Origin of the sequence: Methanococcoides sp. AM1, assembly GCF_900774055.1 — an archaeon.
In the GTDB taxonomy this organism is placed as follows: Archaea; Halobacteriota; Methanosarcinia; order Methanosarcinales; family Methanosarcinaceae; genus Methanococcoides.
Window position 1 is genome coordinate 137,813 of the sequence record NZ_CAAGSW010000005.1, and the last position, 12,900, is coordinate 150,712.

General features: G+C 45.1%; 15 protein-coding genes. 11 read left to right on the forward strand and 4 right to left on the reverse strand.

What is annotated here, in order from left to right; all coding sequences use genetic code 11:
• The first annotated feature begins 12 nt into the window (after window positions 1–12).
• The 9 genes from E7X57_RS09920 to alaXM all read left to right on the forward strand — a co-directional run bounded on the left by E7X57_RS09920 (window position 13) and on the right by alaXM (window position 8,562).
• Window positions 13–465, forward strand: coding sequence for a UPF0179 family protein (locus tag E7X57_RS09920; protein ID WP_135612811.1), 453 nt, complete (start codon window positions 13–15; stop codon window positions 463–465).
• Window positions 466–546: 81 nt separating this feature from the next.
• Complete coding sequence (locus E7X57_RS09925; RefSeq protein ID WP_135612812.1) at window positions 547–1,167, forward strand: DUF2150 family protein; 621 nt, start codon at window positions 547–549, stop codon at window positions 1,165–1,167.
• 325 nt (window positions 1,168–1,492) lie between these two features.
• Window positions 1,493–1,888: a sirohydrochlorin nickelochelatase gene (gene cfbA, locus E7X57_RS09930; RefSeq protein ID WP_135612813.1), complete on the forward strand. Its 396-nt coding sequence runs from the start codon at window positions 1,493–1,495 to the stop codon at window positions 1,886–1,888.
• A 16-nt stretch (window positions 1,889–1,904) separates the two neighbouring features.
• Window positions 1,905–3,302 (forward strand): coenzyme F430 synthase, encoded by a 1,398-nt coding sequence (gene cfbE, locus E7X57_RS09935; protein ID WP_167880975.1) that lies wholly within the window; start codon window positions 1,905–1,907, stop codon window positions 3,300–3,302.
• 29 nt (window positions 3,303–3,331) lie between these two features.
• Window positions 3,332–4,447 carry a Ni-sirohydrochlorin a,c-diamide reductive cyclase catalytic subunit gene (gene cfbD, locus E7X57_RS09940; protein WP_135612815.1) on the forward strand — a complete coding sequence of 372 codons (1,116 nt, stop codon included), beginning with the start codon at window positions 3,332–3,334 and terminating at the stop codon, window positions 4,445–4,447.
• A 15-nt stretch (window positions 4,448–4,462) separates the two neighbouring features.
• Complete coding sequence (gene cfbC / locus E7X57_RS09945; RefSeq protein ID WP_135612816.1) at window positions 4,463–5,257, forward strand: Ni-sirohydrochlorin a,c-diamide reductive cyclase ATP-dependent reductase subunit; 795 nt, start codon at window positions 4,463–4,465, stop codon at window positions 5,255–5,257.
• Window positions 5,258–5,271: 14 nt separating this feature from the next.
• A complete protein-coding gene (gene cfbB / locus E7X57_RS09950; protein ID WP_135612817.1) occupies window positions 5,272–6,744 on the forward strand; it encodes a Ni-sirohydrochlorin a,c-diamide synthase in 1,473 nt (490 codons plus the stop codon).
• The gene (gene endA, locus E7X57_RS09955) at window positions 6,741–7,796 is read left to right on the forward strand and encodes a tRNA-intron lyase (RefSeq protein WP_135612818.1); all 1,056 of its coding nucleotides are present in this window, start codon (window positions 6,741–6,743) and stop codon (window positions 7,794–7,796) included. The genes cfbB and endA overlap by 4 nt, the downstream gene beginning before the upstream one ends.
• Before the next feature lie 61 nt (window positions 7,797–7,857).
• On the forward strand, window positions 7,858–8,562 hold the full coding sequence (gene alaXM / locus E7X57_RS09960; RefSeq protein ID WP_135612819.1) for an alanyl-tRNA editing protein AlaXM: 705 nt from the start codon (window positions 7,858–7,860) through the stop codon (window positions 8,560–8,562).
• Window positions 8,563–8,619: 57 nt separating this feature from the next.
• Here the strand turns inward: alaXM and ccsA are convergent, their stop codons facing one another.
• From ccsA to E7X57_RS09975, 4 genes are all read right to left on the reverse strand, one after another.
• The gene (ccsA, locus tag E7X57_RS09965) at window positions 8,620–9,687 is read right to left on the reverse strand and encodes a cytochrome c biogenesis protein CcsA (RefSeq protein ID WP_135612820.1); all 1,068 of its coding nucleotides are present in this window, start codon (window positions 9,685–9,687) and stop codon (window positions 8,620–8,622) included.
• Complete coding sequence (locus E7X57_RS12800; protein ID WP_244603672.1) at window positions 9,684–10,118, reverse strand: hypothetical protein; 435 nt, start codon at window positions 10,116–10,118, stop codon at window positions 9,684–9,686. Before E7X57_RS12800 ends, ccsA begins: the two co-directional genes overlap by 4 nt.
• Window positions 10,119–10,136: 18 nt before the next feature.
• Window positions 10,137–10,670, reverse strand: a complete 534-nt coding sequence (locus E7X57_RS12805; RefSeq protein ID WP_244603673.1) for a hypothetical protein — start codon at window positions 10,668–10,670, stop codon at window positions 10,137–10,139.
• A gap of 152 nt (window positions 10,671–10,822) precedes the next feature.
• Window positions 10,823–11,314 (reverse strand): rubrerythrin family protein, encoded by a 492-nt coding sequence (locus tag E7X57_RS09975; RefSeq protein WP_135612821.1) that lies wholly within the window; start codon window positions 11,312–11,314, stop codon window positions 10,823–10,825.
• Window positions 11,315–11,515: 201 nt separating this feature from the next.
• On the opposite strand from E7X57_RS09975, the gene E7X57_RS09980 reads away from it, so the two are divergent.
• Complete coding sequence (locus E7X57_RS09980; RefSeq protein ID WP_256369421.1) at window positions 11,516–12,064, forward strand: CDP-2,3-bis-(O-geranylgeranyl)-sn-glycerol synthase; 549 nt, start codon at window positions 11,516–11,518, stop codon at window positions 12,062–12,064.
• Window positions 12,065–12,088: 24 nt separating this feature from the next.
• Window positions 12,089–12,634 (forward strand): orotate phosphoribosyltransferase, encoded by a 546-nt coding sequence (gene pyrE, locus E7X57_RS09985; RefSeq protein WP_135612823.1) that lies wholly within the window; start codon window positions 12,089–12,091, stop codon window positions 12,632–12,634.
• Window positions 12,635–12,900 lie beyond the last annotated feature (266 nt).

A 12,900-nucleotide genomic window follows, 5' to 3' on the forward strand; every position in this document is an offset into this window, starting at 1 on the left:
CAAGGTGATTAAATGGAGGACATGGATACCGCTATAACACTCATTGGAACCAGGCTTGCAAAGGAAGGCGAAGAGTTCTTTTTCGAAGGTGAGACACCCGAATGCGAACATTGCAAGTTGAAGAACACCTGCATGGGTCTTGAAAAAGGAAGAAAGTACAGGATAGTCAATGTAAGGAACCAGACCACCCATGAGTGCTTTGTCCATGATACCGGCGCATTGGTAGTGGATGTCATTAAAGCACCCATAATTGCAGCAATTGATTCCAAAAAGGCGGTTAAGGGCGCAACTATCCGATACCAAGCCCCTAATTGCGATGGTGAACTGGATTCTGAGACATATGACCTCTGTTATCCAAAAGGCCTTCGTAATGGGGACAAATGCACCATCAACAAAGTGATGGAGAGTGTGGATATCGAATCAGAACAACCGGGTTCACTTAAAAAAGTAGAACTACTACTTTGAAACGATTCGAATGTCTTTTATATGAATACTGGAAACATGTCCTACATAAACCTATAAGTGACAATAAAACGAGGTATCAAGATGCCAGAATCTCATGAAAAGATCGATCATGAATTTTATACAACCGACCGCTGGAACAACTGGCTTGGCCAGGTAAAGGAAAGCGGATTCGAATTTAAGGAAGAAGAAAGCTCTGAAAAGGAAGGTGCTGTTTTTGTGAACATGACAGATGATATAATTCTGGCATGTCTCAAAGTAATTGCAAAGTATGAAAGCAATGCACTCCCTGCAGAAGATGCCATGGCAATACTTGATGATATCAAGGAGATAGCACTGACAGAGGTCGAACCAATATCCGAAGATATTGACCTAATGATCGAATCTCTTCAGACATCGCTCATGGGAAGTTTTGCTGGATTTGAATGTTACATTAGCAAAGACTTCGACAAGGAAACAGATATCGGCGAACTTATCAACGCAGCAGTGGAATCAGAAGAAGCAGAAGAAATTGATTCTGCGATTTACTGTGTAGCCCAGGTAGGAGCACTTGTACTTGACGGTAAAAAACTCCCCGAATCTTCAATGGAAGAGCTACCATACGGACTTGTTGCAGAATGGCTCGATGGTATTGATTCTATCGAAGCCGCCATGATAGGGTCTGACAGCTATAAAGAAGATGATGGCAAATACGACGACGCCTGATCTTTTTTAATCTTTTATTTTTTATGTTTTTTTAAGTGATCCTTTTGTTGGTTGTTTCTTTTTTCGTTGTTTACTTACTTATTTGCATAGTTATATTTCGTTCAGTTTAACAATTGAACAATAATCGATAGATTGATCAATCGATCGGCCGATCAACCAACAATCAATCAATCAATCAATCAATCAATCAATCAGTTTCCCAGATATTCAGCGAATAAAATCCGAATTGTTTTTATGTAATTAAATTATCTATGGAGTAACACAAATGGTGTACAAACGTATGAACACCGTTAACATCAAAATTAAAATATCAGAGGTAATAAAAATGAGCGAAAAAATCGGAATCTTAGCTATTGGACACGGAAGCAGACTGCCTTACAACAAGGAAGTTGTTACAGAGATCGCAGAAACAATTGCAAAGAAGCACCCTGAATATGTCATCAAAACAGGCTTCATGGAGAACTGCGGCCCATCCGTAGAAGAAGGACTTGCATCTTTTGAAGGTACAGGTGTTACAAAGATCGCAGCAGTACCAATATTCCTTGCATCAGGCGTACACATCACAGAAGATATCCCTGAGATCCTTAAGCTTGACCCTGAAACAAACGAAGGTAAATTTGCAGTAGATGGAAAGGAAGTTCCTGTCGTCTATGGTAAACCACTGGGTCACCACGAACTCCTTGCAGACCTTGTGTTCGATAGAGCATCAGAAGTGCTATAATTTCAACATACAGAATATGACTGCAGGTCAGAGGGATGCTGTCGTGCTCGACCTGACGCACGCCGGCATACCAATTGCAAAAGAAATGGTGCGACTTGGATACAATGTTCGTGCCATTGATGTCTATGACACACTGGACAAATCAACAATTTCTGACCTGCAGCAGATATTCCCTGTTCTTTCTTCAAATGAAACTTTTGAACTTAAACCTGCAGAAATAGTAGTTGCACCTGTGCATCTCAATCCCGAATACCATGTACTGAAAAGTGCAAAGGAAAAAGGGAACAATGTCATTACCCATCATACGATGGTAGGAAAGCTTATTCTGGAAAGTGGCAGGCTTTCGGGTTCAAAGGTCATCGAACTTACCGGTACAAAAGCCAAGACAAGTACAGCTTCGATCCTTGCAGACATCCTTTCACTAAGTATGGATGTTGTGCTCCACACATCAAGAGGACTGGAACACTGGAAGGACGGTGTTGCGACCATCATTCATAAAGGCTTAAGCATAGCTCCCGGAAGTATTCTTTCTGCCATCGAAAAGATCGAGGAAGCTAAGATCAGACCGGAAGTATTCATTTTTGAGACGTCCATAGGCGGCACAGGATGTGCTGATATAGGCATCATAACATCTCTTGAACAGGATTATGGAATCGCAAATAATACTGCCCTTGCAAGCGATGCTAAACTACAAATGTTGGACAATGCGAAGGATGAGAGTATAGCCATCATCAACCTCAGTGCTGAAAAAGCACTCAAAAGGGCAGCGGAGAAAGATCTTAAGACGATCACATTTCGTGATGGAAAGCGATCTAGTGATACTAGCAAGACAACTTCAGATGTGAATCTTGAGATCGAGGACGATCGTGTTGTCATTACCACAGAGGATCGGACAATAGACGCGACCATGGAGGACGGATTCGACATCTCCGCATATACAACCGCACTTTCCGCCGCTGCTGCCACATCAATTTCAATAGGAATTGAGGAAAAAGATATCATTGATACTTTCCGGAGTTTCAGGGGCCTTACAGGAAGAATGGTGAAAGGAGAGCTCGAAGGCAGGATATTGATAGATAATTCAAATTCGGGTATGGACATCCGATCTGTAAAAAGAGCCCTTGATTATGCTTTCAGCATTTCTTCAGATAATAACAACAATAGAAACGTCATCATGGTGCTTGGAGAAGAAGCTGAACAGGTATGCGAAGGACTTCCACCTGAAGATGTATCGGACTTCCTACTGAAAAACGGAAAGTCACTGGACATGATCACCCTAGTAGGAAGGCGGATGCTTGATATAAAATATGATGGCGCATGTTATGCGAGAACTTTTGAGGATGGACTGTCCGCAGCTTTACAACATACCAAATTTGGCGATATCATTATATTATGTGTTAAATGTTTCAGATAAAACGAATCAATGAAAAATGAGGACCTGTCATGGATAACAAGAATATTTCGATCATACACCCACGGCCAAGCTCTATTGTGGCTGCATTGTATACTTTGAGGGACCTGAACGTTGATGTTGCAATACTTCACGGCCCGCCAGGATGCTCTTTCAAGCACGCAAGATTGCTGGAAGAGGATGGAATACATGTTGTAACAACAGCACTTGATGAGAGTGGCTTCGTTTTCGGAGGACATGATGCACTTGTCAACATCCTCCACAAGGTAAACGACATGTTCCACCCCAAGCTCATCGGAGTTGTGGGAACCTGTGCAAGCATGATCATAGGCGAAGAAATGCGCGAACCTGTAATGGAAGCAAATCTTGACGTGCCTGTCATTGAAGTGGAAGTTCATGCAGGATACAGGAACAACACCAAGGGTGTACTCTTTGCACTGGAATCTGCTCTTGATGCAGGTATAATCGACAGGGAGGAGTTCAAAAGACAGCAGCACCTTCTGGAAGAAGCCACCAATGTCGAACTGCGCCACGGTGCTGCAAGTAAGGAATACCTTGCACCATCCCGCGGTGATGTGAAATACAAAGTTGCACAAAGGATCATCGAGCTTCTCAAAGAGGGGAAGCGCGGAATTACAATCATGAACGCCAAGAAAGAGACCGGATACATGTTCGCAGATATCACACTCGCTGTGAACGAGGTCGCTGAACAACTTGGCAAAGCTGACAATATAATAAATATGTCCAACACTGACGTTGATCTTGGACTTCCAAGGGTGCGCCACCATGCAGAATGCATCATGAAGGACTTTAAGGAAAAGGAACTGAAGGTCCATGAGATCATCGGCGGACTTGACGAGTATCCGATCACAGGAGCTATAATTAATCAACTGATAGAGGAGAAATACAGCGACTATGACTTTGCGGTCATTACCGGAGTTCCACACGCCATACCAATGGACCATCTCTCCGGCATGGAGATCATCTCCGTCACCAATGGTCCAAGGCAGGTACTTCCTCTCAAGGAACTGGGACACGACCATGTGCTTGTTGAGATCGACCTTCATCCGAAGACACTTGGTGTTAACCATATCGTAGAATCAGAGTTTGGAGCCACATTAAGGGAAGTTGCAAAGGAATCACTTTAAATGGAGCATTCACAGATGAACGTACATAAAAGAATAGCCATCTATGGAAAAGGCGGTATCGGCAAATCCAGCACCGCATCCAACGTTGCAGCTGCCTGTGCAGATGAAGGATACAAAGTAATGATCATCGGCTGTGACCCAAAGAGCGATTCATCCATCACATTGCTTGGAGGCAAGCGCATACCAACGATCCTTGACCTTCTGCGTGACGGGGTCGATGTGAAAGAAGAAGATGTGATCTATGAAGGTTACAAAGGCGTGAAATGCGTAGAGGTCGGTGGCCCTGAACCAGGAATAGGATGCGCAGGACGCGGTATTATCGTTGCTATCCAGACACTTAAGAAGATCTCAAAGTCACTTAACGAAATGGACCTCATCATCTATGACGTTCCCGGAGATATCGTATGTGGCGGCTTTGTCGCACCTATACGCAAAGGACTTGTGAAAGAAGCCTACGTGCTGACATCCGGCGAATACATGCCCCTCTATGCAGCGAACAACATCTGCAGGGGACTTGCAAAGATCAATACACCGCTTAGCGGCATCATCTGCAACTCTCGCAGTGTCAGCCGTGAAGAAGAGATCGTCACAAAGTTCGCAGCAGAGATCGGAAGCGAGCTTATGGCATTCATCCCGAAGGAACAGATCGTGCAGGACTGTGAGAGAGATGGTTTCTCTGTTATGGAAAAAGCACCTGATTCTAATGTAGCACAGGTCTATCGCAAACTCGCAAAGACCATCATGGAGAGGGACAGTTCGGTCATGCCGGAAGCCCTTGACGATGAGCGCCTGAGAGAACTTACAAAGTAAAAAGAGAACAGCTCATGCCAGCAGAAACATCAGACAGAAAAATGGACATGCCAAGAATTCTCCTGGCAGCCGACAGGTCATCCTCAGGCAAGACCACCATCACAGCAGGACTTCTTGCATCCCTCACTTCAAGAGGCTACAGCGTTCAGCCATTCAAGGTCGCCCTTGACTACATTGATCCCAGTTATCATTCAGAGATCACCGGCCGACGGGCACGCAACCTTGACGGCTACCTCATGGAAGAGGAAGGCGTGCTTGACGTATTCACACATGCCTGCGAAGTTGACGGGAAAGCTGATATTGCTGTTATAGAAGGTGTGAGAGGACTTTTTGAAGGGCTGGAAAGCCTTGGAGATACGGGAAGCACTGCCCAGATCGCCAAGATGCTGAACTGCCCGGTCATACTGATAATTAATGCCCGCAGTATAACACGTTCTGCCGCTGCTCTTGTCAACGGATACAAGAACTTCGATCCCGACGTTAACATCGTTGGTGTGATACTGAACAACATCGGCGGCATGAGACATGCCAGCAAAGCAAAGGAAGCTGTGGAACACTTCACAGGCCTCCCTGTGCTGGGAATAATCCCAAGGGACAATGCAATGCAGATATCCATGCGTCATCTGGGACTTGTTCCGGCCATTGAAGAGAGACGCCGGATAAATGACCTTGATGAGCGTATCGCTGCCATTGAAAAGAGGGTATCTGAAGGCATAGACATCGATAAAGTGCTGGAGCTTGCAAGACAGGCTGAAGCCGTGGAAAGACCGGAAACTTCCGTATTCACATCGCGCAAACCGAAAGGCGAATCACCGGTTATCGGTATTGCACTTGATGAAGCATTCAACTTTTACTATCACAACAATCTTGAACTCCTAGAGCTTGCCGGAGCCAGGATCGAGTATTTCAGTCCTATTCATGACAGTCACCTGCCGAAAGTAGATGCCCTCTATCTTGGAGGCGGCTATCCTGAACTGTTCGCGTCCGAGCTGGAAGCTAACGAAAGCATGAGAAAGGATATCAAACAGGCATCCGAGAACGGACTCCCCATATACGGAGAATGCGGTGGCCTGATGTACCTCACAGAGCGCATCACCACCGGAGTAAAGGGGAAAGGCACATACCACATGGCAGAGATGCCTGAGTCCACGCATGAGATGGTGGGAGCACTTCCGGGACACTCGCTCATGGGCCACAAGCGTGTGGTCAGCTACAATATCGGAGCGCTTGATGTGGATACGATCATCGGCAAGTCCGGAAATTCTTTTATCGGGCATGAGTTCCACCATTCTGAGATAACTGAGATACCATCCGACGCAAAGTTCGCGATAAAGCTTTCACGGGGAACCGGGATAAAAGACGGATGGGACGGATTGATCACAAATAATACGCTTGGAGCATATGCCCATCTGGAAGCAGTTTCATACAGGGAATTTGCTACATCTTTTGTAGATTCCGCAGCAAAATACAGGAGTGAAAAAGCTTGAGAGCAGAGATAATCAAAGACCGTGTACTTGTAGAGAAAAAGGCAATAAACGAACTTTACAATACAGGTTACTACGGCAGGCCCAAGGACAACGGGCTGGAACTTACACTTATTGAAGCTGCATATCTTGCATACCGCGGGAAGATCGAAGTGGAGAATGAGGGCAAAGTGCTTGATTTTGCCGAATTTTTCAAAAAGGCTTCAACCCTGCAACCAGCATTCGAGCTAAAATATATTGTTTACAAGGATATAAGGGAAAGAGGATTCTACGTCCAGCCCGGAGTTACTGATTTCCGTGTCTACCCACGTGGAAGCCATCCTGGAAAAGGAGCTGCAAAACAGTTCGTCTACGTCCGATCTGAGAGGGTACCAATGCCACTCAAAGACCTCCTCCGATCGCTGAATGCAGCAGAAAATGTTCGCAAACAGATGATACTCGCGATCGTGGATGAAGAGAGTGACATCACTTTCTACGAGGTAAAGAGACCTAGAATAAAAGGAGGGATGGGAGATACACTTTACCCGGACATCACTACCGATGCCACGTTCCTCGAGGACAGGGTCATTATCTGGGATGAAGATGCATCCAACACACTCTTTGAAAATGGCTTCTATGGAAAGCCACTTGATAATCAAAGGCTCCAGCTTTCACTTGTGGAATCACGATACCTGATGGAGAACGGTGTCATTAATATCACAGACCGCCAGGATAATGCTCTGGATAGCGAGTCATTCACAGAGATCGCTTCGAAGATAGAACCGGAATTCCTCCTGAAGAGCAGTGTGTACACTGACCTTCGTGAGAAAGGAGTCGTGCCTAAAACCGGATTCAAGTTCGGCAGTCATTTCCGTGTTTATGCACAGGTGGAGTCCCCTTCAAAGATACCTCACTCGGAATATCTGGTACATTCAATTCCGTCAGACCATGAATTCAGACTACCTGTAATGTCAAGGGCTATCCGCCTTGCGAACAGTGTCAGGAAAAGTATGCTATATGCGATCCCTACTGATGATGGTATTGACTACATCGATATCGGAAGAGTGAAGATGTGATCCTGCCCGGGATCACTTTTCTAAAATAACATTTATTAACTACCTTTTTGAATTATTTAGCATGGAAGCACTTTATCTGAAAGACTGTTACATCAAAGAATTCGAAGCTACTGTCATGAGTGTGAAGGATGACAAATTCGTGGTCCTTGACAGAACTGCATTCTATCCAAAATCCGGTGGCCAGCCACATGATACCGGAGTTCTGATCAATGAGGGGAAGGAATACAAAGTTGTCTTCGTCGGGAAGTTCGACAAGCAGATCAGCCATGAGGTCAGTGAACCGGGACTAAAAGAGGGAGATAAGGTAAAGGGCATCATCGACTGGGACAGGCGTACCCTGTTCATGAACTACCATACCGCATCCCACATCCTCAGTGCCATCATACACAATGAGACCGGTGCGAAGATCTCAGGAAACCAGATCGCAGAAGATAAGACACGTGTGGATTTCAATCTGGAGAACTTCGACAGGGAGCTGATCGGCTCATACGAAGCAAAGGTCAACGAAGTGATCGACAGAGTACTGGATGTAAAAATAGACATCCTTCCAAGAGAAGAAGCACTTACAATACCTTCTGTGGTCAAGCTCAAGGATGCTTTCCCCCCGGAGATAGAGGAAATACGTGTTATCAGGATCCCTGATGTTGATGACCAGGCATGTGGTGGAACACATGTAAAAAATACAGGAGAGATCCCACACATCGAGATCTTCAAGGCAGAGAACAAAGGGAAGAACAACAGGCGAATCTATTTTAGATTTACCTGAACATCTTTTCGAAATTTGTCACTTCATTTTTTATATTGACATTATTTTTGTATTGGATTAATCTTCATTTTCCTCGAAGTATCTCCTTACAAGCAGTACAAGACTTGAACCAAGCAGTACCAGCAGGAAGATCGCGATGATCATACCTTCGAGGGTGAAGTCCTGCCAGGAGTGGACCGAGACCCACATCCCGCTGCGGGTAACGAATGTTGCGAATATGACCAGTATGAAAGATGCCACTGCAAGCATCGGTGCAAGGAATCTGTATTCACCATGTTTGACCCTTGTCTGAGAATGCAAGTAAGCAGTCGCAGTTATCCATGGGATCAATGATGATGTCTCCACAGGGTCCCATGTCCAGTACCATGCACCCCATCCAAGGACCTCGTATGCCCAAAAGCCGCCAAGGCCAATACCTGCTGTAAGGAAAAGCCATGCCATTCTCATCCAGTCACGCGAGATCTTTACCCACCTCTCATCATCGATGAGGAGAGTAGCAAGAGCAGCTGCAAATGGAAGGGTGAAAGCTGCATATCCAAGGAACAGTACCGGAGGATGGACTGCCATCCAGGGGTTTCTCAGAAGCGGGTTCATACCCTGCCCGTCCACAAGCGGGTATGCTGATACAAATGGATTCCAGTTGGAAATTTCGACGTATGCGCCCACATCTCCGTAATACATGGAGAACGGGTTCTTCAATACCAGCAACATAAGGAAAACTGTAACGATGCACAGGCATATTGCACGCGTGATGTTCATTAGCCTTGTGTCGGACAGCTCTTTTGTGTGCCCTGTATACTGCATTGCCAGAAGCATCAGCAGGGTGAACCATGTCCAGAGCAGGAACGAGCCTTCCTGACCTGCCCACAATGCGGAAAGACGATAGACAAATTCAAGGTCGATGCTTGAATGCATATAAACATAAACATAGGATGCTGATACCGTGAGCAGATAGTAGGTAAGCATCAGAATTGCTAGTGTGATGACTGCGGCACAACCAAGCTCAAGGTTTCTGGAAAGTGAACCGGCATGAGCACTATTTGTACGCAGGTGGATGACGGAATATATCGTTGAGACGGTGCCCAGGATAAAGGCTATCCATATGAGGATCATTCCAAAGTTCATTTATTTCCCCCCTTCCGGCTTTCTGAAGCCTTGTTTCTTTTTCCTTTTATCTTAGCCACAGGAGTTGTACCCTTTCCGTCAGCTGAATAATCTATCAATCCAAGTACGATTATACCGGCGAGCATCAGGAACAGGCCACCCCAGATAAATGTGATGAAAGGCACGGTCCTCACATATATGCTTACCTCTCCACTGGTTTCGTTAAGTGCTTTAGGGGCGATGAACAGTTCTTCGAAAATACCACGATGTACATAGGTAGTTGTGTACGTCTGCCCCCATTTGAAATCAGTTATGTATTTGATCTGTCCGCTATCAAAATAAGTGCCCTTTTTGTAGACATCGAAATCCACATATGTTGCATAAGAAGAACCGTGATACTCCTTATAGTGAGAGCCTTCGAAAGTGGAATCCATTCCAGTAACAGATATCATATAGTTCTGCCCTTCGAACTAGCCGGCAGAATCCATTGAAACCACAGCAGAACCATCTACCTTCAAATTACTACTGGCAACGATCCCTATGAGGATCAGAATGATCCCCAGATGGATCACATGTGCACTGACACCACGCAGTTTCATTGCACGTGAATCCCTTTGCAGAGACATATATATCTTATAGGATGTCGCGACCAGAGCCATACTTACCAGAGGCACGGTCACATCAAGAGGAAGGTTTCCAAAAGGAGATAGAAAAGCAAATGCAATGGAGATCGCCACAGTAAGACCACCAACGAACAATGTTTTCTTAGCACCGAAATAACCATACAGCAAACCCATCGTAAGCAGTATTACCAACGCTGCTGTGGGAAGAGCACTCCTATTGTTGAAATATTCGGCAGTCATGCCCATCTCAACACCCGTGGTCAGCCTGACGATCAGTGGAGTCAGCATACCCACCGTTATAAGAGCAGCAAGGAGCAGCATGGTCAAAACCGCTGCCAGCATAATGTTACTGCTGTTTACGAGGTCTTTGCTTTTTTTCATGAAATTCACAATCGTTATGTCTGTTCAAATATGTATCGGTACTGACATTAAAAATGCAGGATCAATAATGATAGAATATTGCCGAGATAATTGTTTCTGGAAAAGAAAGGTTGAAAGGCGGCATGGCCCGCCTTAGAGAAATTTCCTGTTGTTCACTCCACCTTGCTGAACTTTGAATGAACAGCACCACAGACAGGACACCTTTCTGGCGCTTCGCCTTCCACGGTATAACCACAGACCTCACAGACATAGTAATCTGCATCTTCATTATCATCCATGTCGTCCAGTGCTTTCTGGTAAAGCTCAGCATGGACCTTTTCGACCTGGTTTGCAAGATCAAAGCTGCGTACAGCCTTCTTGTTGCCTTCCTTTTCTGCTTCCTCGATGAAGGCAGGGTACATCTCGTTGAATTCCATGGTTTCACCGGCTATTGCTTCCTGAAGGTTCTCCTCAGTGCTTTTTACCTCTCCCAGTACCCTCAGGTGATTGTGAGCATGTACTGTTTCTGCATATGCTGCAGCCCGGAATAGTTTGGCGATCTTCGCGAAACCCTCTTTATCAGCCATTTTTGCAAAAGCAAGGTACTTCCTGTTTGCCATTGATTCACCGGCAAACGCTTCATTTAGATTTTCGATGGTACTCATGAGATTCCTCCATTTTTTATTATATTGTAAGATAACTGGGTACATATCAAATATATGATTAATGGAAGGAAGGATATGAGGAAGAGCATGTTAAAGAGAACTAATCGATGAAAGGATGAAAGGCAATGGTTTGAGTTGGTTTTATATATCAATGAAGCAGATTAGAGCAAAATCTAATGAGTTGATAACACGATCGAGCTAATTGTTCTTGCAATATGGTTAATGCTTCCTGCATATCTTCCGAATCCTTTTGCAGCTGTCTTTGGAGGCGGCAGGCCTATCGACGGAGGAAAAACAATGTCTGATGGCAGGCGCATCCTTGGAGATGGAAAGACCTTCCGTGGTTTCTTTGCAGGCCTTATATGCGGTACTCTTGCAGGACTATTACAGATGCGACTGATCGAAAGCTATCCTGTAATATTGGGAGCACAACTACCAACATTCGGAACAGGTGGACTGAACTCGACCATCGTTGTATTCGCGCTTGCTTTTGGCTCCCTTTTCGGAGATATGTTCATGAGCTTCTTCAAGCGGCGTATGGGATTAAAACGCGGAGCTCCGCTACCTGTTGTAGACCAGCTTGATTTCGTCATGGGAGCACTGTTATTTGCCTACCTTGCATCCCCATACTGGTTCTCCGAACAATTCACATTCACGATCATATTAGTTATACTGATCATCACACCCCTGCTTCACCTTGTGACAAATGTTATAGGATATTTCATGGGTGTCAAGAAAGAACCATGGTAATACCAGAAAAAGGAAAGGATCACAATGACAACATCATCAAATGACAAAGAAGAGATTATAGATGCACTCAAAGCCTGCGGAGCTGTTAAGTTCGGGGATTTTACCCTCGCATCAGGAAAGAAGAGCAAATATTACATCGACATCAAAAAGGCCAGTTCCGACCCCGGCACATTGAAGATCATTGCAAAACAGGCAGCTTCACTGATCAAGGCAATGGACATCGATATCGTCGGAGGTGTTGCACTGGGTGGTGTCCCAATTGCCACAGCCGTATCCCTTGAGACAAACATGCCACTCCTGTTGATACGTAAATCTGCCAAAGAGTATGGTACCGGCGGAAGGTTCGTAGGTGATGCTGAAGAAGGTGACAGGATCATCCTGCTGGAAGATGTGACCACCAGTGGCGGTTCTGTCCTAGAAGCGATAGGTGCCATACGTGAAGCTGGATGCATCATTGATAAAGTGATCACCGTTGTTGACCGTGAAGATGGTGCAACAGAGAACCTCGGTGAGATCGATGTTAAGCTGGTACCTCTTGTACGTGCAAGCGATCTGCTTGCTGATAAGTGAAAATATAACTGCAGCAGTGATTTTGTACTGCTGCAACGAACTTTTTTTACTCACGTTGTAAATGGCTGTACCCACATGGCCTGCACAGAATTGGGGTTTAGTAGCATTCGTTTTGAAGTACCAAAGTGGAAACTTTGATCGATGAAGGCATTGAAAAGACGTTATGAAAGGTAAAGCTTGGGGATTCAGATTAAAAAAGTAAAACTTTATAATGTATTAGATAGCTTGCCTGTATTGAGATGAAGGCAGAAAACATTAAACACTTT